This is a genomic window from Rhizobium skierniewicense (assembly GCF_014196515.1).
In the GTDB taxonomy this organism is placed as follows: Bacteria; Pseudomonadota; Alphaproteobacteria; order Rhizobiales; family Rhizobiaceae; genus Agrobacterium; species Agrobacterium skierniewicense.
In genome coordinates, this window is record NZ_JACIDV010000010.1 from 135,729 (window position 1) to 156,459 (window position 20,731).

Genomic DNA, 20,731 nt, shown 5'->3' on the forward strand with positions numbered 1-20,731 from the left:
ATGCCTTTCAAAGCTGTGCTGTCCAGTCGAAGTCGCGGAGATAGAGACCGATTGGATTGAGACGGATGACGCCCTCATCCTGGGGCGGCGTCAGCGTCACAGTGGCGATGCCGCGGAAGCGGCGTGTCGCCGTTTCCTTGCCTCGCCGATCGCGCTCGAATTCGGTCCAGTCAACCTGATAACTCTGGTTCGATAGCGCGACGATATTGTTGACCTCGATGGCCACGGTCGCGGTCTTCGCCTTTTCGAACGGCGAGTTCGAGCGGAACCAGGCATTGACTTTTTCGGTAGCCGGATCGGATGTCCGCAGCAGCCCGTAGGTCCGGTCGATATATTGTTTCTGGACGACGGCGTCGGGCGTGACGGAGCGGAAGTTCGAGACGAAACTGCCGAGCGTGGCGCGCACCACGCGCGGATCAGCATATTCGATCTGTTGCGGAAAGCCGGCATTGACGGCTGTCCCGAGCTTGTCGACCTCGACGATATAGGGGATCAGCTTCACCTGCGTGCTCTGATAGAGGGCATAGCCGAAACCGATGACGGCCACGGTCATGCCGGTGATGCCGACGATGCGCCAGGCGGCGGCCGCTTTTACGTATGAGCCGTAGCGTTCGTTCCATTCGTTGCGCGCAGCGATATAGGGGTTGTCTGGTGGAGTGGTTCCAGCCATGCGCTGTCAGCCTCTTATTTCTTGTCATTGATCGGCGGTGGTGGCGGCGGTGTACCGGGCCGGCCGGATTGCTGGTCGAGCTTGGCGTTGGCGAGGCCGAGCATCGAACCGGCATAGGCGCCGGGCGAGCCGATGGCCTTGTCCTTAGCAGCCGAGCCAACTGCGCCGGCCGCTCCCCCAATGCCGGCTTCCAACCCGCGCATGGCGGCACCTGCCAGTGACGCTCCCCCTGCCCTAGCCGCACTTGCTGCCTCAAAGCCCCGGTTGGCCGCGCCGATCGTGAGGAACCCGGCGCCGAGTGCGGCAGAGGCAGCTTGCCCACCGTGACGAATGGCTTCCATGCCGCCGCCCACCGATGCGCCCTGGACTGCGCCTTGCAGGATGGGCGGCACATACATGGCGATGACGAACACCACGACGGAGATACCCGCAATGGCAAGCGTCGTGATGAACTGTTCGGAGGTCGCCGTCGGCGCTTCGGCAAGACCGAGCAAAATATCGGAGCCGATCTTGGCGATCATCACCAGCGCCATCAGTTTCATGCCGACCGAGAAGGCATAGACCAGATATTTGACGGCAAAATCCTTGGTGTAGGATGAGCCGCCAAGCCCGAGCATGATCATGCCGGCAAGCAGACCGACATACATCTCCACCATGACGGCGACGAAGATTGCCGCAACGAGCGAGAAGGACACGACGACGACGACCATGGCGAAGACGGCGGCGATCGCCAGTGCATTGTCCTCGAAGATGCCGAACGTCGCCAGCTCCGACATTTTCGTCGCAACGCGGATTCCGGCATCAAAGATATTGGCCGGTGAGGCTGAACCGCCGCCGGCGCCGATCTGATAGAGGCTGTCGACCACGGCCTTGGCGAACGCTGGCCCTTCGTTGAGGACAAAGGCGAAGAGACCGATGAACATGATGCGCTTGACGAGTTCCGCGAACCAGCTGTCGAGCGAGGCTGCATTGATCGCCAGCCACACAGCGGCAATCCCGACCTCAATCCCGGCGAGGATCCAGAACAGCGACCGCGCCGCGTTCATCACGGTCGTTTCCCAGCCCTTGGCAGCGATGACGACGGAGTTTTCTAGGGTGGTCAGTACCTGACCCTGTTGCGCGAGGGCGGGGGTGGTTGCGATCAGCGCAACGCCGATCACTATCAAAGCAAGTTCAAACTTGCGGGAAGGAGGCGCCGCTACCATCGTGGCTTCATCTCCTGGCCGCCGCGAATATCGCGGGTGGTATCACCGCCAAAGAACTGTTCGCGATGTTGGCGCTTTTGTGCATTGGAAGAGGGACCGGTTGCGCCTGCACCTGAACCGGATACCGAGGTGGGCTGGGGCTGGATCAGCCTCCAGCTCACGGTGCCACCAGCAGCCAGGATTACTGCCACCACGAGGATTATGATCAGACGCGGGCTCACCACCGAGGCTCCATCGTTTGTCCACCGCGGATGTCATGCTCGCTTCCGCTGAAGAATTTTTCCCGGCGCGCTTGGGCGAGATCCTTTTGCGCCTGCTCCGACTGGAACCAGGTGCCCATCATGGTCATCTGCTGGGAAACGAGACCGCGAAGCTTTTGCATCTGCGCTACCTGCTGGGCGGCAATCTGGTGGCCGACCTGCAGCGCCTTCATCTGGCCGTCCGATGATTTCGACATGGAGCGCAGAGACGACATCGTGCTTTCCTCGCTGGAGAACTGCTCTGCCGTCAGGTTCGCGGCCTTCAGCGTCCCGGCGATCGTGTCGCGATTGGTGTCGGACCAGGTCTGGTAGGTCGAGGAAAAGCTCGCGCCATCCGGCAGGTTACCCTTCATCTCGGAAAAACTCTGGAAGCGCTGCTTCAGCACATCATCGATGTTGCCCATCGAGAAGGCGACGCCCTGCCCCTGGGTAACGACGTTTTGCAGGTTCTGCAGGTCGCTTTCGACCTGGCCCCAGATATGGTTGGGCAGCTGCGCCGTGTTCTGCAACATGTTCTGGTAGATCTTGAGTTGGTTCTGGATCTGCTCGGCCAGCTGTGAGATCTGCGTGATTTGGTTGTTGACTTGGTCCGCCGATTTGCCGACCAACGAGATGAGTTCGGCGTTGTTGGCGAGCTGCGTCCATTCGGTCGCCTGACCGGTCACGCCACCGGCATGGACGGGAACAGGGAGAGTCCAGGAGAACGTAGCGACCGCACTGAGTGCGACGCGCAATATCCTATTCAACCGGGAAGAGCTTATCGGCATGGGCGATCCCCCTTTGCTGGAGCCAATGAAGAGGCCAATTTGCCCCGTGTTCGGAATGCAGGGAGCGGATCCGTTTCAGGTCTTCCTTCCCGGATGCTCCGACGAAGGAGAGCGCTACCGGTCCGAGCGCCATGTCGAACAGGCGGCGGCCTTCGGGCGAGACGACATAATAGTCCCGCTTCGGAATGGCGGTTGCGACGATCTCGATCTGCCGCTCGTTGAAGCCGATGCGCTCGTAGAATTCTCGCGTGCCGGGCTCGCGGGCCGCCCCGTTCGGCAGGCAGATTTTCGTTGGGCACGACTCTTTCAGGACATCGATGATGCCGGAGCGCTCGGCATCCGAGATCGACTGTGTGGCGAGCACCACGGCGCAGTTGGCCTTGCGCAGCACTTTCAGCCATTCCCGGATCTTGTCGCGAAACACCGGATGGCCCAGCATCAGCCAGGCCTCATCGAGGATGATCAGGCTGGGCGCACCGGTCAGGCGTTTTTCGATACGGCGGAACAGATAGGTGAGAACGGGAACGAGATTGCGCTCGCCCATGTTTATCAACTCCTCGATCTCGAAGCACTGGAACGCGCCAAGCGCCAGACCGTCCTCTTCGGCGTCGAGCAACTGGCCCATCGGACCATCGACGGTATAGTGATGCAGCGCGTCCTTGATCTCGCGCATCTGCACGCCGGAAACGAAGTCCGACAGCGAGCGGCCGCGGGATTCCGCCATCAGCGCCAACTGCCTGGAGATGGCGTTGCGATAGTCCGGGGTGATTGTCACACCTTGCAGCGCCACCAGTATCTCGATCCACTCGGAGGCCCAGGCTCGGTCACCGTCGCTCGACAGTTCGGCGAGCGGGCAAAAGGCAAGCGCCCTCACCGCACGACCAGCCGACGGGCCGATATCGCCGATCTGATAGTGATCGCCGTTGAGGCCGAGCGTCAGCGGCAGCATCGAGCCGCCCTTGTCGAAGGCGAACACCTGGGCATCGGCATAACGTCGGAACTGCGCGGCAATCAGCGCCAGCAGCGTCGATTTGCCGGAACCGGTTGGGCCGAAGATCAGCGTATGTCCGACATCGTCCACATGCAGGTTCAGCCGGAATGGTGTCGAGCCGGATGCCACCTGCATCAAGGGTGGCGAGGTCGGCGGATAGAATGGGCAAGGCGCGTTCGGACTTCCGGACCAGATAGAGTTCAGCGGAATGAGGTCGGCAAGATTGCGGGTGTTGACCAGCGGCTCGCGGATATTGGCATAAGAGACGCCGGGCAGGCTGCCAAGAAACGCATCCGTGGCGTTCAACGTTTCGATCCTCGCACCAAAACCTTCGGCCTGGATCAGACGGCGGATCGCCTCGCACTTTTCCTGGAGGCGGATCGCATCTTCTTCAAAGATCACGATGACCGGCGTGTAGTAGCCATAGGCGACAAGCTGCGAGGAGGCTTCGGCAATGGCGTCCTCAGTTTCCGCCACCATCAGCATGGCGTCCTGATCGACCGAGCGTGATTGCGTCTGGAACAGCTGGTCGAAGAACGGCCGTACCTTCTGCTGCCACTTCTTGCGGGTGCGCTCAAGGCGCGCCCTTGCTTCCTCAGCATCGAGGAAAACGAAGCGGGACGACCAGCGATAGGTCAGCGGCATCAGATCGAGCGCGTTGAGAATGCCGGGCCAGCTTTCCGCAGGCAGGCCGTCGATCGCGACGACGCCAAGAAAGCGATTCTCGATGAGCGGCGTCAGCCCGTGCTGGAGTTCCGCCGTCACCAGCCAGTCGAGATACATGGGGATTTCCGGCAGGCGAACCGGATGGTTCTCACCGGTGACGCAAAAGCGGATGAACTGGAAGAGCTCGTCATATCGGGCAACACGAAAGCCACCGCGCTCCGACGTCTCGCGTGTCATCATCCGGCGGATGGATACGACATTGGCGAGATACTGCTCAACCTCCCGGATTGAGGAGAGAAAGCTGTCCAGCGCCTTGTCGGCGTGAGTTGCGGACCGGCTGGCGGTGTCCGAATAGATATAGCGGGTCAGGCCAGAGCGGCGTGGCTCCGGCGGCCGCCAGGTCAGGATCAAGGCATGCCGGCTCTCGAAATGCCCTCTTTCCTTCTGGAAATGTGCCCGTCGTTCCGCATCGATAGCGCGGGTGACGAGATCAGGAAAATGGCAGTCGGGCCGTTGCGGGTAATCCGCGGTCGGCACCCGGACGGCCTCGACCTGAATCATCCAGCCGGAGCCAAGCCGCGACAGGATCGCATTGATCTGGCGAGAGACATCGTTGCGCTCGGCGTCCGTCGAGCTTTCGCTGTCAGGGCCGGCAAAGTACCAGCCGGCCATCAGCGAGCCGTCCTTCAGCAGGATGACGCCGTTATCGACCAGACCAGCATAGGGCACGAGATCGGCGAAGGATGGCCCGGAATGACGGAAGGATTTGAGGACGACCATCTCGACCCCTTCAGAATTTGCGCCACGGCGACGATGTCGCGCGGTAGAATGTCTTGTAGGAGATGTGGCGGACATAGACGCGCCGCATCAGCGGATCGGCCTTGGCCATCATGCGAAGCGCTGCAACCGCGACCAGCCAGATCGCGATCCCGAACAGTGCTGCATACCAGGTCAGCACCACGAAGATCAGGATGATGGCGGCCAGCGCCGTCAGCAACACCAACTCACGATCGGCGCCCATCAGCAGGTTCGGACGTGATAGCGCCCGATGAACCCGCGACCGCACGAGAGCCGAGCCAGATTCAGCCACGATCCCCCTCCCCTCTTTCAATGAGCGTGGCGGAGGGTGAATAATCGAACCGGTTAGCCTGCGAATGAAGCTCGCCGATCGACGCCCCTGTCGCGCCGAACAGGGCGACGATCTGCGTGGCGCCGAGCAACACGCCACCGACCAGCGCGACGTAGCAAAGCCGTCGGGCAAAGTCGTTCAGTTCGCCGCCGAAGATCAGCATCGCACCAGCGATGGCGACGGCCGCAAGCGCGATGAAGCCGGCGACGGGACCGGTAATCGACTGCTGGATCTGCTGGAGTGGGGATTCCCATGGCAGACTGCCGCCACCGGAAGATGCCAGTGCCGCATCCATTGAGCCGAACGAAACGAGGGCCAATGCTGTGACTGTGAGAATGAGATGGGTCTTACGCGACATGGCTGTCCTCGTCGATCTGGGCGTAATGTTCGGTCTGGTAGTGGCTGTTGCGGTATCCTTCGATATGGATGACCTCGCGGACCCGCCTCCCCTTCCCCGTGCGTTCGATGGAGACGACAAGATCGACGGCCTCGCCGATCACTTCCTGCATTGGCTGCTGGCTGGCTTCCGCCGTCAGTTGCTCCAGTCGCCGTAGGGCCGACATCGCCGTGTTGGAATGGATCGTTGTGACTCCGCCGGGATGGCCGGTGTTCCAGGCCTTCAGCAGTGTGAGTGCCGCGCCATCCCGGACCTCCCCGACAATGATGCGGTCGGGACGCAGTCGCATCGTGCTTTTGAGGAGCCGCGCCATGTCGACCGTATCGCTGGTATGCAGTGAGACAGCGTTCTCGGCGGCGCACTGGATTTCGGTGGTGTCTTCGAGAATGACCATGCGATCGTTCGGAGCGGACGCGACGATCTCGCCAATGATCGCATTGGCGAGCGTCGTCTTGCCGGAGCCCGTCCCGCCTGAGATGACAATGTTCATGCGGGAATCGATCGCGCTGCGGATGGCGGAAGCCTGGCGCTCGGTCATCACTTTCGACGTCACATAATCGTCGAGCGGTATGAGGCGCGACGCCCTCCGCCGGATCGTGAATGCCGGCCCGGATACGATCGGTGGCAACAGGCCCTCGAAACGGTGTCCGCCGATCGGCAGTTCGCCAGAGATAATCGGTCGCTCGCCGTCTGCCTCCGACTGCAGGGCATGAGCGACACTGCCGATCACGACTTCGGCGGCGGCAGGCGTCATTGCGCCGGCTGATTCGACCCCATGACCGAGCCGCTCGATAAACAGTCGACCATCGGGATTGAGCATGATCTCGACGACCGTCGCGTCATCAAGGGCGACGCAAAGCTGGTCGCCGAGCGCGTCCTGGAGTTTGCGGACAAGGCGCGGATGGGAGCGAAGCTGGGTCACGCTGCGCTCCTGAACGGTCGGCCGTCGTCGTCTGCGATGATTGAACGGTATCCCGGCGGGCAGACCCGTTCGAAGCTCATTCGGTCGGCAGGCAAACGTCCGGCGATGGCGACGGTGTTGCCGATCGCGACGGGTTCGCCAAGTCGCGTCATCGGCCAACCGGCGCGCTTCAGGATGCGCTCGAAGCGGAGATCGGTGGCCGTGACGATTTCACTGTAGCCGCTCGCGATCGACCATTCGATGATACCGGCGAACAAGGTGAGCGTCGCAAGATTCAGTGTGCTCCCCTCCCTCTGTAAGACAAGTGAGGTATCGACGCAGAAGCGCGAACTCTCGATCATGCCTGAATGCCCCCCAAGCGAACCCGTATCGAGAAGCTGGGGAAAGGTTTGCTCCAGCATGGTCGGGCCAGAAGCTGGAAGAAGACGAACGCAACCTGCGACCTTTCCACCGTCGGCAATTGCCAGAAGATAAGTCGGGCTGCAATCATCGTACTGGTCACGCTCCTCTCCCACGGTGATGGAGACGTCCCAGGCGAGACGTCCGCCAAATACCGTCGCGCGAAGACGGTGCATCTGTCTCAGGAAGTCGCGATGGCGGTCGTATTTCTCGGGCGCGACGGTCAATATCCGCATGATGATCTCCGCATGAACAGGTCGTGTGAAAGGAAATCACGCCGCGACGCGTGTGCCTATGTGCAGATCTGCACCTAAGGTGATTCTAGCGAGTCGCTGGTCCGGCTCTTAGAGTGTGAGCGTGTGGTGAGCTAGGCGGAGGAGATTCATGTGCAAATCTGCATGTCGTCCCAACGAGATCGACTTGCGCAAACAGGTGTAAGTGACAGATTCAAATCAAAGAATCGGGATAGGTCTCTGACACAACGAAAACGTGTTAACTATTGATTAACTTTAAATATCTTGCAAACCGTGCTGGAATCGGTTGTGCTATCCACGATAAATAGGTGTGTTTACGAAAATTACCGTGTGTACGAGAGGAAGTCGTGGAAAATCCGGCTCAGCTTCAAAAGGCTATTCATAAACTGATCGCGGCCCACGCGCGAGACCTCTCCGGTGCGCTGCACGAACATCGTGTAAAGTTGTATCCGCCAGAGGCGCGGAAAACCTTGCGTTCCTTCTCCTCGACGGAGGCTGCGAAGCTTATCGGTGTCAATGACGGATACCTTCGTCACCTCTCGATCGAAGGGAAAGGCCCTCAGCCCGAAATTGGAAACAACAATCGTCGCTCCTATAGCGTCGAAACGATTCAGGCCCTTCGAGAATATCTTGATCTAACCGGAAAAAACGATCGGCGTTATTCCCCCAAACGTTCAGGTAAAGAGCATCTGCAGGTCATCACCGTTGTCAATTTCAAAGGTGGCAGTGGCAAGACCACGACAGCTGCGCACTTGGCGCAATATCTCGCCCTGAACGGCTATCGTGTTCTTGCCATCGATCTTGATCCACAGGCCAGTATGTCGGCACTACACGGGTTCCAGCCGGAGTTCGACGTCAAGGACAATGAGACGCTATACGGTGCGATGCGCTATGACGCTGAGCGTCGCCCGTTGAAAGACGTGATCAAGAAGACCTACTTCGCCAACCTCGACCTGGTGCCAGGAAACCTTGAGCTGATGGAGTTCGAACACGATACAGCAAAGGTCTTGGGCTCGAACGATCGGAAGAACATCTTTTTCACGCGCATGGACGATGCGATTGCTTCAGTCGCGGACGACTACGATGTCGTCGTCGTGGATTGCCCTCCACAGCTTGGCTTTCTCACCATTTCCGCTCTCTGTGCAGCGACCGCCGTTCTCGTCACGGTTCATCCGCAAATGCTGGACGTCATGTCGATGTGCCAGTTTCTTTTGATGACGTCGGAATTGCTAAGCGTCGTCGCCGATGCAGGCGGAAGCATGAATTACGACTGGATGCGGTACCTTGTCACTCGCTACGAGCCAGGTGATGGTCCTCAGAACCAGATGGTGTCGTTTATGAGGACAATGTTCGGCGACCATGTCCTAAATCATCCAATGTTGAAAAGCACAGCTATCTCCGACGCGGGGATTACAAAGCAGACCCTCTATGAAGTCAGCCGTGACCAGTTTACGCGCGCGACCTACGACAGAGCGATGGAGTCGCTGGACAATGTAAACACTGAAATCGCACAGCTCATTCAAAGCGCATGGGGGCGCAAATGAGGACGCTCGCATCTCGCGTAGAAGCGCAGAAGTTGTCAGCCGGAAACTTTCGGGAAACCGCTTATTGTGGGGCGGCAATCTCGACGCCCGAGGGGGCTACTAATGGCTAGAAAACACCTGTTATCAGATCTCGCTGGACCAAAGTTGCCAGCCGGAAACTCTGAGGATATTGCCACCCAGGACGCCGCCACTCCGCAGTATTCTCCGCGTGGTGCGATCGGTGCTGTTTCGCGTTCCATCGAGCTTTTAAAGTCTCAGTCCCTTATGGAACTCGATCCGGATCTCATTGACGCGCCGCTTGTGGCCGACCGGTTGGAAGAATCTCCCGAGCAGTTCGAAGAGTTCGCTCGAAATATAAGGGAGCACGGTCAACAGGTCCCTATTCTCGTGCGCCCTCACCCGTCTGTTGAAGGTCGTTACCAGATTGCCTACGGACGCCGCCGACTGAGAGCAGTGAAGGCTGCCGGTATCCAAGTTAAGGCCGCCGTTCGCACCCTGTCGGATGACGAGTTGGTTCTGGCCCAAGGCCAAGAAAACAGTGCCCGGCAAGATCTTTCGTTTATCGAGCGCGCCCTATACGCCGCAGAGCTTGAAGCTGGTGGATTTCAGCGGCCAGTCATCATGGCGGCCCTCGCCGTTGATAAAAGCAATCTTTCCCGCTTGATCCAAGCTGCGAAGCAACTTCCAGCAGATATTATTCGCTTGATTGGAGCTGCCCCTAAAACAGGTCGGGACCGTTGGTACGAATTGTCAGCCCGTCTGGGACAAGCTGGCGCATCGGAAACTGCCCGTACATTGCTCAATGACGATGAGGTGAGAAGATTGAATTCTGACGAGCGTTTCGCTCGGGTATTCGAAGCTGTCACCCCTAAGAAGCCAAAGGCAGTGAAGACTGAGGTAGAAGTTTGGAAAGCTGAGGACGGCACGAAGGCCGCTCGTTACAAGCAAGACAAGCGTACCCTGACGTTAATGATCGACAAAAAGGCCGCTCCGGAATTTGCGGACTACCTGATGTCGGCGCTCCCAGAAATCTACGCTTCGTTCAAAAGGTCGAAGCAGTAAGGCGAAACGGAACCAGGAAAGGAACGATAGCGCAAAGAAAAAGCCCTCCGAAACGGTGTTCCAGAAGGCCTCTCTCAGTTTGGTCGCTTAGAGAATCGCATTTTCCGGAATCCCAGTCAAGAGTCAACGCCGTCCCGGCGTAGCCTTTTCTTTGCCTTTTGAAAGGTGAGAGAGATGGAGACTAGACATGTAACGACGCCCTTCGGGCGGCGGCCGATGACGCTTGCCTTGGTTAAACGGCAAGTGGCCACAAACGAGATCAAGGCTGGCAAAACCGTTGAGAAATGGAAAGTCTTCCGTGATGCCTCGGAAGCGAGAGAAGAGCTCGGCCTGCAGTCGAACAGCCTCGCTGTGCTCGACGCTCTTCTGAGCTTCTATCCGGAAAACGAATTGCGCCAAGACGCGCAGCTCGTCGTGTTTCCGTCAAACGCTCAATTGATCCTTCGGGCTCACGGCATGGCGGGCGCTACGCTGCGTCGTCATCTAGCGCTTCTGGTCGATGCAGGCCTGATTGTCCGCAAGGATAGTGCCAACGGAAAGCGCTATGCGAGAAAGAATGGCGCCGGCGAGATTGAGAGTGCGTTTGGTTTCGACCTCTCGCCAATCCTTGCCCGGTCTGAAGAGCTTGCTGTCATCGCGCAGAAAGTCGTCGCAGCGCGCTCAGCGTTCCGCAAGGCGAAAGAGAACCTGACAATCTGCCGCCGGGATGTCCGTAAGCTCATCACTGCAGCGATAGAGGAGGGGGCTGACGGCGACTGGTTCGCCATCGAGGCTATGTACATCGACCTCGTTTCCCGCATTCCACGCCACCCGACCACCGCTGACATCGCCAATATCCTTGATGAACTCGAACTCCTGCGCGAGGAGATCCTTAATCTGTTGGATTTGCAGTCGAATTCAAAATTTAATAGCACCAATGATGCTCAAATTGAGCAGCACTTACAGAATTCAAAATCCGAATCCTTCCATGAACTTGAACCTAGCTCTGAAAAAGAGCAGGGAGAAAAGCCGAACAAGAGACGCGGATCTCAAACTGAGACGTTGAAGGCCTTCCCTCTGGGTGTTGTGTTGAAGGCATGCCCGCAGATCATCGATTATGGTCCGGCCGGCACTGTGGGTGGCTGGCGGGATCTCATGTCGGCCGCGGTTGTGGTGAGATCGATGCTGGGCGTCAGCCCGTCGGCTTATCAGGAGGCCTGCGAAACAATGGGACCTGAAAATACAGCGGTGGCAGTCGCCTGTATCCTGGAGAGGGCGGGGCATATCAAATCCGCCGGTGGCTATCTGCGTGATCTCACCAACCGGGCAGCGCGAGGGCAGTTTTCCCTGGGGCCGATGGTGATGGCACTGCTCCGGTTAAGCGGGGAAGCTGGAAAGCAGTCTGCGTGAATGACCATTGACAGAAGGTGGCTCGAAAATGGCTGAACTCGAAACGGCAAAGACGAGTGTTGTCGAATTCACGGCTCCCCCGTTCCATTCAAAGCTTTGGCGAGGTGTCTGGTTTTCAACGATGAGAGCGTGAAGCGACTGATATTACTATAATATCCCCTCTCCCGTTAAAAGTTTCCGGCTGGCAACTTTCTGGCAGAAGAGGAGCAGAAGCCATGGAACAGTCTTCGTCGAGGAAGAGAATCTAATAGAGCTGTCTCGTAAACATTGCCATTTGGGCAACATCAGAGCGCGCCAGCGAATCGAGCAGTATACCTTGAAGGGGTTAACTAGAGGATTGGTGAAGGGACTGTTCGGGCGCAGAAGCCCTAGTGGGGTTCTGCAAACAAACATCGACGATGGCGCCGCTGACTTATTGCCACTTGTCGGCCTGACCAAGCGAAGGGTGAGGGTCACCGCCGAGTAGAGGGGCTCCGCCAGAAGCTAATCTAAAGCCTGGGGCTGCCTAGTAGTTCGCTGTGTAGCGCTATCGTAGTAGCTGGAGGCCTGCTGCACCGATCTGCGCTGACACTGCTCCATGGCTTCGGGGTGCGGGCGAAGGCGGTCATCTGTTTGAGGAAGATCCGACGAGCTTGATACTGTTCGGTGAGACTGTCAGTATCCCCATCATGATCTCCGCATGAACAGGTCATGCGAATAGAAATCATGACACGACGCGTGTCCCTGCTTGCAAATCTGCACTTCGCGCCGCGTAGCACCGACAAAGGGGATCGGTCTAATTAACAGATAGGCTTTAAAGGATCGGCTTTTAATGTGATTTCTATTGAAATGCGTTTAACCTAGGAGTAACCAAAAGCGCCTTGCAACCTCACCCGCACTGGGTAATCGTCACGGATAAACGGCAATACGTGCCTCCTAACCGTGACAAGAGATTACACCGTGAGCAAAGCCGCTGCCATACTCCGAAATGATCGCCCGTCGGCAGAGGTTACCATTGGTGGGCATGCTGAGCAGCTCAGCTCTCAGCTTCACGCGATGAGCGAGGCTCTTTTTCCGCCGGCCTCGCACAAGAGCTTGCGTAAGTTCACGTCGGGTGAAGCCGCACGCTTAATGAAAATATCTGACTCAACCCTTCGGAAGATGACACTGGCAGGCGAAGGGCCGCAACCTGAGCTCGCCAGTAACGGGCGGCGCTTTTACACCCTCAGTCAGATAAACGAAATCAGGGGAATGCTTGCCGGATCGACGCGAGGTCGTGAAAGCATTGATTTTGTGCCTCATCGCCGCGGTTCTGAGCATTTGCAAGTTATTGCTGTAACCAACTTCAAAGGTGGTTCTGGGAAGACGACGACGTCCGCTCATCTTTCACAGTATCTGGCGTTGCAAGGATATAGGGTTCTCACCGTTGATCTCGATCCGCAGGCTAGTCTTTCAGCACTCCTCGGCGTTCTACCAGAATCTGATATCCGTGCGAACGAAACGCTCTATGCTGCTATTCGGTATGACGAGACACGCCGTCCGTTGCGAGATGTTATCCGACCGACGTATTTTGACGGTCTTCATCTGGTTCCTGGGAATCTCGAGCTCATGGAGTTTGAGCATGCAACGCCGAAAGCCTTGTCTGATAGAGGTACGCGGGACGGATTGTTCTTCACTCGTGTTGCCCAAGCCTTTGACGACGTCGCCGACGATTACGATGTGGTCGTTATTGACTGCCCCCCTCAGCTTGGTTTTCTGACGCTCAGCGGGTTGTGTGCTGCGACATCAATGGTAATCACCGTACATCCTCAGATGCTGGACATCGCGTCTATGAGCCAGTTTCTCCTTATGACACGCGACCTTCTGGGCGTGGTGAAAGAGGCGGGCGGAAACCTCCAGTACGATTTCATACGCTACCTCTTGACGCGCTATGAGCCTCAGAACGCGCCGCAGACGAAAGTGACGGCACTGCTCCGCAACATGTTCGAAGATCACGTCCTTACAAATCCCATGGTCAAGTCGGCAGCGGTGTCTGATGCCGGTTTGACCAAGCAGACACTCTACGAGATAGGGCGAAAAAATCTTACTCGATCAACCTACGACCGGGCGATGGAATCTTTAGATGCGGTGAACTCGGAGATTGAGGCTTTGATCAAGATGGCGTGGGGGCGGGTCTGATGGTAGCATTCGCGTTCCTCACAGATCTGTTGGGAGCTCCCAACCAAGAGCTTTTGCAATCAAAAATGCGACGGCACGACGGCAAGCCCAAGAGGATGATGTCATGAGTCGCAAAGACGCAATCGATACGTTGTTCCTAAAGAAGCAGCCTGCGACCGATAGAACATCAGTCGACAAGTCAGCCGTTCGTGTCCGTACCGGAGCGATTTCGGCCATGGGTTCGTCTTTGCAAGAAATGTCCGAGGCAGTAAAAGCTGCAGCTCGGCTGCAGGAGCAACTGGCTGCGGGCGAAGCGGTCGTGTCCCTGGATCCATCCATGATCGACGGCTCGCCGATCGCGGATCGGCTGCCCGCGGACGTGGATCCGAAGTTCGAGCTGCTTGAGGCGAGCATTTCGCAAGATGGACAGCAGGTGCCGATTCTCGTCAGGCCGCATCCTGAGGCTGCCGGTCGATATCAAATCGTATATGGAAGGCGTCGGCTGCGCGCAGCGGTAAATCTGCGGAGAGAGGTTTCTGCAATTGTCCGAAATCTCACGGACCGTGAACTGGTCGTGGCTCAAGGCCGCGAAAATCTTGACCGTGCTGACCTATCATTCATTGAGAAGGCTCTCTTCGCCCTGCGCCTTGAAGATGCAGGATTTGATCGGGCCACCATCATCGCCGCGCTTTCCACTGACAAAGCCGACCTCAGCCGCTACATAACTGTAGCGAGGGGAATACCGCTGAACCTCGCTACACAAATTGGTCCAGCGTCGAAAGCTGGTCGATCGCGTTGGGTCGCACTCGCCGAGGAGCTTGGGAAGCCCAAGGCAAGGGAAGCAATCGAAGCGGTGCTTAGTTTAGAGCACTTTAAGCACTCCGATAGCGACGCCCGCTTTACCCTCATTTTCAACGCTGTTTCAAAGCCGCCCGCTACCGCTAAGGTTCTAAAAAAAGTAAGGGCCTGGAGCACGCCAAAGGGGAAAAAGGCCGCGACGATTCGGCAAGAAGTCGGACGAACGGCGCTGATTTTCGACGAGAAATTGGTGCCAACCTTTGGCGAATATGTCGCTGACAAGTTGGATAGCCTGTATGCCCAATTCCTTGAAACAACCGGAGGAGGAAAGCTCGACCAATAGCCAAGGTTTCATCCAATTCAAAGCTTTGCTTGATTAAGATGGATTGGCTCTCACAGCAAAAGAAAAAGGCCCCCGAAACAGCGTTCCAGTAGACCTCCTCTGTAGTCTAGCAGCTAAGAGAATCGCATTTCCAGGAATCGTAGTCAAGGGACCCGTAAGGGAAAGCGTCATTTCGACGGGCGGATTTCTATTGCCTAGCAAAAGGTAAGAGGAAATGCAGACGCATATCTCAACGACGCCCTTTGGGCGGCGGCCGATGACGCTCGGCCATCTTGCAAGTCAGATGGCAGCAAGAGCGGTCGCATCAGACGTTATTGCCAACAAATGGCAGGTTTTCCAGCACATCCGTGAATCGCGGGAACTGATCGGAGCCACCGACCGCTCACTCTCGATCCTTAACGCGCTGTTGACATTTCACCCAGAGATCACCTTGACTGGTGGCGCCGAACTGGTCGTATGGCCTTCTAACGAGCAACTGATGGCTCGCGCCAACGGCATGCCCGCCACGACACTGCGCCGGCATCTTGCCGTACTGGTCGACTGCGGGCTCATCATTCGTCGCGACAGCCCCAACGGCAAACGGTTCGCTCGCAAAGGAAGGGGAGGAGAGATCAAGCAGGCCTATGGCTTCGATCTGTCGCCGATCGTGGCGCGGTCCGAAGAATTCCGAGATATGGCTCAGGAGGTACAAGTTGAAAAGACGGCCTTCCGAGTGGCGAAGGAGCGTTTGACCCTTCTTCGCCGAGACATCGTGAAAATGATCGACGCGGGCATCGACGAGAGCGTACCGGGAAATTGGGGAAGATTTTCACAGACCTATCAGGGGATCATCGGCCGGCTGCCACGTTCCGCGTCTCGCCAGATTACCGAGAGTATTGCCTTGGAGCTCGAGGAACTCTGCACTGAGATCCGTGACGTATTGGAATTGTTTACGAAATCAGTGATTCTGAACGCCAATGAGTCCCATTTCGGTCGTCACATACAGAATTCAAAGCCAGACTCTAAATTTGAATCTGAATACGGTACTAGAAAGGAAAAAGAAGCGGGCGGCAGCGTTGCGGAAACCAAAAACGGGCGGAGTTCGCCGCAACGCGAGCTGCCATTGGGAATCGTGCTGGATGCCTGCCCCGAGATGCAGGAACTGGCTCAGGGAGGGACAATCCGACATTGGCGCGATTTGCTGGCGACGGCTGAGCTTGCCCGGCCGATGCTGGGGATTAGTCCGAGCGCCTGGCAGGAGGCCCGCGAAACCATGGGCGAGCAACACGCGGCGATCACGCTGGCTTCGATCTATCAGCGGGCCGGTCAGATCAATAACGCCGGGGGCTATCTGCGCAGCCTGACGGAACGGGCCAAGGATGGGAAGTTTTCGACCTGGCCGATGGTCATGGCGTTGCGCCGGGCGAAGCTGGACGATCAGAAGAATGCAACCGGCGTTGGGAAGCCGCGAACTGTTGAGGAGGTCGAGGATGACAGCCGCCTCCACGTTTCGGAATCGCTGCACAAAAACCTGAGAAAGCCGAGATCATGGTAATCCCCTCGCTAATCAGCCGCCGAGATGTCGACGTCAGTGATCAACCCGGAACGTCGGGCGCGATCGATCAGGTTCTTGACGGATGTGGCTTTTAGCTCCCGACTTCATTTGAAGCGCTAAGCTAAAATTCCCATACCAAAAATTTCCGCTTACGACCTCATGCGGGGGAGGGAGGGGGCCGGCTAAAGCCCTGATGCCTTGGTCAAATTCACGCGGAAGCGATCACGTCGTCTCTGATATCGGCGGGTCATCTCTGCGGACGCGTGCCCCAGTTGCTTCTGGACGTACCGCTCATCGACTTCGGCAGAAGAAGCGAGGCCAGCACGAAGGGAGTGACCGGAGAACTTAAACGCACGCTCGATCTCGCTGAGATCACCGCGAACGCCGGCCGCCATCGCGGCCCGCTTCACTAGCCGAGCCACTTCCTTGTCATTCAGCCGTTCTGGCCCAACTGCTTTGCCTTGTCCCGTCACGCGACGGAAGAGGGGACCGTGCGCAAGCTTGGCGAACTTGATCCACATCTCGATCGCGGCGACCGGGCAGGTCGTATCAGACGAGCCGCGACCCACCTCAACCTCTCGCCATCCGGCTTTGCCGCGCAAGGTGACGAGCATTCCCTTGTCGAGGATTTCGATCCAGCCGCGCCCATCTTCGGTCTGGTCTGCCTTCAGATCAAGGCCAACGAGCTCGGAGCGACGAAGACCACCGGCAAAGCCGACCAGCAACATGGCGCGGTCGCGCAGGCCGCGCAGCGAACCGCGATCGAGCGTCTCGACCATAGCGATGATATCTTCAGCCATGACCGCTTCCTTCTGGACCGGTGGCTTGGCGTGGCTATTGCGAATGCCGGCCATCACGGTGGCGATATGCCGGTCTTTGCGATCGAGCGAGAGGCCACGCTGGGCATAGTTCCAAGAGAGCGAGGAGAGGCGGCGTTCGATGGTCGAGACTGAGTTCGCTTTTGCACCCCGTTCAGCCGTACCGGAGGCGCAGGCGGTAATATAGAGCCCAACGGTTTGCGGGTGTGGCGGGAGCGGAGCCAGATTGGACCGCCGACACCAGGCCGCAAAATGCTTCCAGTCCGATGCATAAGCCTTGCGGGTATTGGCGGAACTGGCGGCTTCGACATAACCCCGGGCGCGATCAGCAAGACCTGCGAGATGAGCTGGCGTCTGATCCTCGCCGACGAGAGAGGGGAGGGGGCTATCGCCAGACACCTCCGGCGCGGAAACATCAAACCCGGGCGCCATGCTGAGAGATGGCGCTGAGGTCTCCTCGACGTGAATTTCGTTGTTTTGCTCGATGATTTGGGCCATTTCTCTATAATGAGCATTATGTCCGATAATGCAAGATTATCGGACATAATAATACGCCGACATGCTGTGCGGTTTTATCCGATATGGCTGGATTAAACCGCTCTCTTGGTTTACTCTCCTCGGCATGGACTCGTTACCTATCATCACAGAACCCGCCTCAACATGGTCGCCCCGCCTGCCGCGTTGGGTCGTGGCACGCGGACAGGATCTGACCGACTCAGATGTAGCCTTCTCTGCCGGTATCGCTCTGAAATCACTCGATGATCTCATCCGCTTATCCCCGCCATGGCTCGACTGCTGGCGCGATCGCCATGCACTCAAGTCCGCCGCTGTCGCTGCCAAAATGCTCGGCCGAAGCGAAGAGGAAGACGCGCTTCGCGACGCCGTCTTGTTGACCTCTGCGGGAGACGATCCAGGCCCCGCTGGAAGGCTGTTTCTCGCCACACGAAAGCTGGCGCGCCGGTCCGGGGCCATCAACACCTCTTTCGTCAAGCAAATCGCTGACCTGTTAGCACTTCGGTGGGACGATGGCCTTGCGGCGATCCCGGATTTGACCGATACCGCCATCCAGTCCGGGCGAGCGGCACCCTTTGCTGTGGCGGACCTTATATCGGCGATCTCTGCTGTTCGCCCGGATGCAGAGGTGCTGGGGCTAGTGCTGGGTGAGGCTGTGCTCGCGCATAAGCTGAGTTGGCTGAAACCCGTACCTTTGCTGTTGCCGGAACGCTACGGTCCAGCATTCCGCTCGATTGGTGGCAGAGGCCGCGTCCATCCCGGCGAGCCGGCGTACCAGAAGGCAATTTGCCTGGCGCTGGTGAGTGGCGCTGACACAGCCCTGCGATCTGCCGCCGAGGTCGACCGACGGGCCGCACGGTTGCTCACTGTCGCGCCGAAATTGCGTACGAAGGGGGCCGAGCCCGTCATTCGTAGATTGCTGACGGAAGATTCCGTGTCGATCTCGGCACTCGGAGGCAATCTGTCGCGATGGGCGGCAACCCGACTGTTCGAGCGCCTCGAGAGTTTTGAGGCGGTGCGTGAGCTGTCGGGCCGATCATCGTTTCGGATTTATGGCCTGTGACCATGGAAGCGAGCTCACCGAAATCAGGCCGTCGTCCAGCGCAAGATCGACAGGATATTCTGTACGATCGCGAGCTGGAAGATCTACCGCCAGAACTGCGCTGGCGGGAATGGATGATGCGGGTCGAGGCGGTGATCTTTGCCTCGGCCGAGCCGGTTTCCCGCGAGACGCTGGCGCGGGTAGTCGGTAGGGACTGCAGCATTGATCTGCTGATCGACGATCTCGTCGAGGAATTGTTAGATCGTCCCTATGAATTGGTGTCGGTCGCTGGAGGATGGCAGCATCGCACGCGGCCACGCTTTGCCGAAACGATCCGGGCGTCTTATGCACCGACGCGGGGAGGAGCGGCGGTGCTGTCAGAGTTCGATGCGATGGTGTTGATGGCTGTGGGATACTTCCAGCCAATCACCCGTGGAGAGCTCAGTAAGATTTTTGGCAAGGAAGTAAGCCGCGATACCATCGGCAGTCTTCGGGGCGCGGGCCTCATAGGTTCCGGACCACGCAGTCCGACGCCCGGTGCGCCCTACACCTACGTGACGACGAAGTACTTCCTGTCAGCCTTCGATATGGAGACGTTGCGTGATCTCCCAAACATCGAAGCGCTGGAGGACGCGGGATTGCTCAGCAGATACGCCATACAAAGCGAAAGTGCGGCATCTCAAATCGCGGAAGCAGATGAGAGCCTTATGGAGTGATGCCAACGGCGTTTAACAGCTTGGTTCGGTGGCGCGACCGTGCCTCATTCCAGATTGAGCGATTGCTTGATTTCATCGATACGCTTTGATGCTTCCGCCTTTGTCAGGTCCTCGGCGTAGGTGTCAGGCTTGGGTGCCTGTTCCGACAGGGTCTTGAGATAGGACCCCTGCGCGCCGGTCACTGGCTCATCGCCGCTTACCCAGTCGTCCGGATCCTTTTGGGTGTTGGACGTGGTGTCGGTTTTAGGATTATCAGTCATAACGTTCTCCTGAATTTGTTCTCTAAACGTTCCTTCCGCGTCTTGGTTCGGTGTGCTTTTGAAGCCGAGTGCGGAACTCAGTTGCCGCTTTTTGATCCTCCAATGCCGACAAAGTGCGACCGCGGGATGGAGAGATCGAATATGCCAGTCATAGCAACTGCAGCCTGGTCTATCCCGAAAATGGTGGGCGCTCGCTTTGCCGCAGAGGGAAGTGGGTTGGCCAGATATGCGTCCGTGTTCAGTGGCGTAGAAATTAATTCGAAATTCTACCGATGGCATAAATCCTCCACCTTTGCGCTGTGGGCTGAGGCCGTGCCCGACAATTTTAAGTTCTCGGTCAAGATCCCCAAGGACATCACGCATACCCGAGCAACGAAGGATATTGAGGAACCGCTCGCCACCTTCCTTGAAGACATCGCTCCTCTTGGTCACAAAGGCGGCCCGATGCTTTGTCAGTTGCTACCGTCGTTAGCGTTCGACCCAGAGCAACTGGATCGAACATTGCAGGTGATGCGGGAGGCCGATCCGGGGCAGATCGTTATAGAGGTGCGGCATAAAAGCTGGGCATCGGTCGAAGCAAAAGATCTGCTAAAGACATACGCAATCGACAGGGTTCTTGCAGACCCCGCCACGGTTTGGCCGGCGGACGATTTCGCCGAGCCTCCGCGTTATGTCCGTCTACACGGTAAGCCAAAGATCTATTATTCAAGTTACACGGAAGACGAGATAGAAGCGTTTTCGAACTTGCTCGCCCCAAACAGTTGGTGCATTTTCGACAATACGGCCTCCGGGGCTGCGATCGAGAGCGCGCTGATCATGCTTGAGAAGCAATGAACCTATTAGGGACCGACAGCTCAGCGGATGGCGCCGCAGCATTCGGGAGGCGCAAAACAACGCATGAGTGAAGAGCCATGAA

General features: G+C 57.8%; 20 protein-coding genes. 9 read left to right on the top strand and 11 right to left on the bottom strand.

Annotated features, from left to right (window positions below; genetic code table 11):
• Positions 1–7: 7 nt before the first annotated feature.
• The 9 genes from GGQ73_RS16685 to traI are packed head-to-tail and all read right to left on the bottom strand — an operon-like array spanning position 8 to position 7,642.
• Positions 8–670: a conjugal transfer protein TrbF gene (locus GGQ73_RS16685; RefSeq protein WP_065657560.1), complete on the bottom strand. Its 663-nt coding sequence runs from the start codon at positions 668–670 to the stop codon at positions 8–10.
• A 14-nt stretch (positions 671–684) separates the two neighbouring features.
• A complete protein-coding gene (gene trbL, locus GGQ73_RS16690; RefSeq protein WP_173994881.1) occupies positions 685–1,875 on the bottom strand; it encodes a P-type conjugative transfer protein TrbL in 1,191 nt (396 codons plus the stop codon).
• Complete coding sequence (trbK, locus tag GGQ73_RS16695; protein ID WP_173994883.1) at positions 1,869–2,096, bottom strand: entry exclusion protein TrbK; 228 nt, start codon at positions 2,094–2,096, stop codon at positions 1,869–1,871. Before trbK ends, trbL begins: the two co-directional genes overlap by 7 nt.
• Positions 2,093–2,902, bottom strand: coding sequence for a P-type conjugative transfer protein TrbJ (gene trbJ / locus GGQ73_RS16700; RefSeq protein WP_173994884.1), 810 nt, complete (start codon positions 2,900–2,902; stop codon positions 2,093–2,095). Before trbJ ends, trbK begins: the two co-directional genes overlap by 4 nt.
• Positions 2,874–5,339, bottom strand: a complete 2,466-nt coding sequence (locus tag GGQ73_RS16705; protein WP_173994886.1) for a conjugal transfer protein TrbE — start codon at positions 5,337–5,339, stop codon at positions 2,874–2,876. Before GGQ73_RS16705 ends, trbJ begins: the two co-directional genes overlap by 29 nt.
• 10 nt (positions 5,340–5,349) lie before the next feature.
• Complete coding sequence (locus tag GGQ73_RS16710; protein ID WP_065657564.1) at positions 5,350–5,649, bottom strand: conjugal transfer protein TrbD; 300 nt, start codon at positions 5,647–5,649, stop codon at positions 5,350–5,352.
• Complete coding sequence (trbC, locus tag GGQ73_RS16715; RefSeq protein ID WP_065657565.1) at positions 5,642–6,046, bottom strand: conjugal transfer pilin TrbC; 405 nt, start codon at positions 6,044–6,046, stop codon at positions 5,642–5,644. The genes GGQ73_RS16710 and trbC overlap by 8 nt, the downstream gene beginning before the upstream one ends.
• Complete coding sequence (trbB, locus tag GGQ73_RS16720; RefSeq protein ID WP_065657566.1) at positions 6,036–7,007, bottom strand: P-type conjugative transfer ATPase TrbB; 972 nt, start codon at positions 7,005–7,007, stop codon at positions 6,036–6,038. Before trbB ends, trbC begins: the two co-directional genes overlap by 11 nt.
• Positions 7,004–7,642, bottom strand: coding sequence for an acyl-homoserine-lactone synthase (gene traI, locus GGQ73_RS16725; RefSeq protein WP_173994888.1), 639 nt, complete (start codon positions 7,640–7,642; stop codon positions 7,004–7,006). The genes trbB and traI overlap by 4 nt, the downstream gene beginning before the upstream one ends.
• Before the next feature lie 365 nt (positions 7,643–8,007).
• On the opposite strand from traI, the gene repA (GGQ73_RS16730) reads away from it, so the two are divergent.
• From repA (GGQ73_RS16730) to repC (GGQ73_RS16755), 6 genes are all read left to right on the top strand, one after another.
• On the top strand, positions 8,008–9,204 hold the full coding sequence (gene repA, locus GGQ73_RS16730) for a plasmid partitioning protein RepA (protein WP_012478027.1): 1,197 nt from the start codon (positions 8,008–8,010) through the stop codon (positions 9,202–9,204).
• A gap of 102 nt (positions 9,205–9,306) precedes the next feature.
• Positions 9,307–10,266 (top strand): plasmid partitioning protein RepB, encoded by a 960-nt coding sequence (gene repB / locus GGQ73_RS16735; RefSeq protein WP_012478028.1) that lies wholly within the window; start codon positions 9,307–9,309, stop codon positions 10,264–10,266.
• A gap of 174 nt (positions 10,267–10,440) precedes the next feature.
• Complete coding sequence (gene repC, locus GGQ73_RS16740) at positions 10,441–11,655, top strand: plasmid replication protein RepC (RefSeq protein WP_012478029.1); 1,215 nt, start codon at positions 10,441–10,443, stop codon at positions 11,653–11,655.
• A 939-nt stretch (positions 11,656–12,594) separates the two neighbouring features.
• The gene (gene repA / locus GGQ73_RS16745; RefSeq protein WP_012478030.1) at positions 12,595–13,812 is read left to right on the top strand and encodes a plasmid partitioning protein RepA; all 1,218 of its coding nucleotides are present in this window, start codon (positions 12,595–12,597) and stop codon (positions 13,810–13,812) included.
• Positions 13,813–13,915: 103 nt separating this feature from the next.
• On the top strand, positions 13,916–14,932 hold the full coding sequence (gene repB / locus GGQ73_RS16750) for a plasmid partitioning protein RepB (RefSeq protein ID WP_012478031.1): 1,017 nt from the start codon (positions 13,916–13,918) through the stop codon (positions 14,930–14,932).
• Positions 14,933–15,146: 214 nt separating this feature from the next.
• Positions 15,147–16,466 (top strand): plasmid replication protein RepC, encoded by a 1,320-nt coding sequence (repC, locus tag GGQ73_RS16755; protein WP_012478032.1) that lies wholly within the window; start codon positions 15,147–15,149, stop codon positions 16,464–16,466.
• 182 nt (positions 16,467–16,648) lie between these two features.
• Here repC (GGQ73_RS16755) and GGQ73_RS16760 read toward each other — a convergent pair whose 3' ends face one another.
• Positions 16,649–17,782, bottom strand: coding sequence for a site-specific integrase (locus GGQ73_RS16760; protein ID WP_012478033.1), 1,134 nt, complete (start codon positions 17,780–17,782; stop codon positions 16,649–16,651).
• A 124-nt stretch (positions 17,783–17,906) separates the two neighbouring features.
• Here GGQ73_RS16760 and GGQ73_RS16765 point away from each other — a divergent pair, with 124 nt between their 5' ends.
• The gene (locus tag GGQ73_RS16765) at positions 17,907–18,860 is read left to right on the top strand and encodes a DUF1403 family protein (protein WP_065657626.1); all 954 of its coding nucleotides are present in this window, start codon (positions 17,907–17,909) and stop codon (positions 18,858–18,860) included.
• 2 nt (positions 18,861–18,862) lie between these two features.
• Positions 18,863–19,555 carry an SMC-Scp complex subunit ScpB gene (gene scpB / locus GGQ73_RS16770; protein WP_012478035.1) on the top strand — a complete coding sequence of 231 codons (693 nt, stop codon included), beginning with the start codon at positions 18,863–18,865 and terminating at the stop codon, positions 19,553–19,555.
• A 44-nt stretch (positions 19,556–19,599) separates the two neighbouring features.
• Here scpB and GGQ73_RS16775 read toward each other — a convergent pair whose 3' ends face one another.
• Positions 19,600–19,815 (bottom strand): DUF3072 domain-containing protein, encoded by a 216-nt coding sequence (locus GGQ73_RS16775; protein ID WP_035258441.1) that lies wholly within the window; start codon positions 19,813–19,815, stop codon positions 19,600–19,602.
• 141 nt (positions 19,816–19,956) lie between these two features.
• Between GGQ73_RS16775 and GGQ73_RS16780 the strand changes: the two genes are divergently transcribed.
• Positions 19,957–20,649, top strand: coding sequence for a DUF72 domain-containing protein (locus GGQ73_RS16780; RefSeq protein ID WP_012478036.1), 693 nt, complete (start codon positions 19,957–19,959; stop codon positions 20,647–20,649).
• The last annotated feature ends 82 nt before the right edge of the window (positions 20,650–20,731 follow it).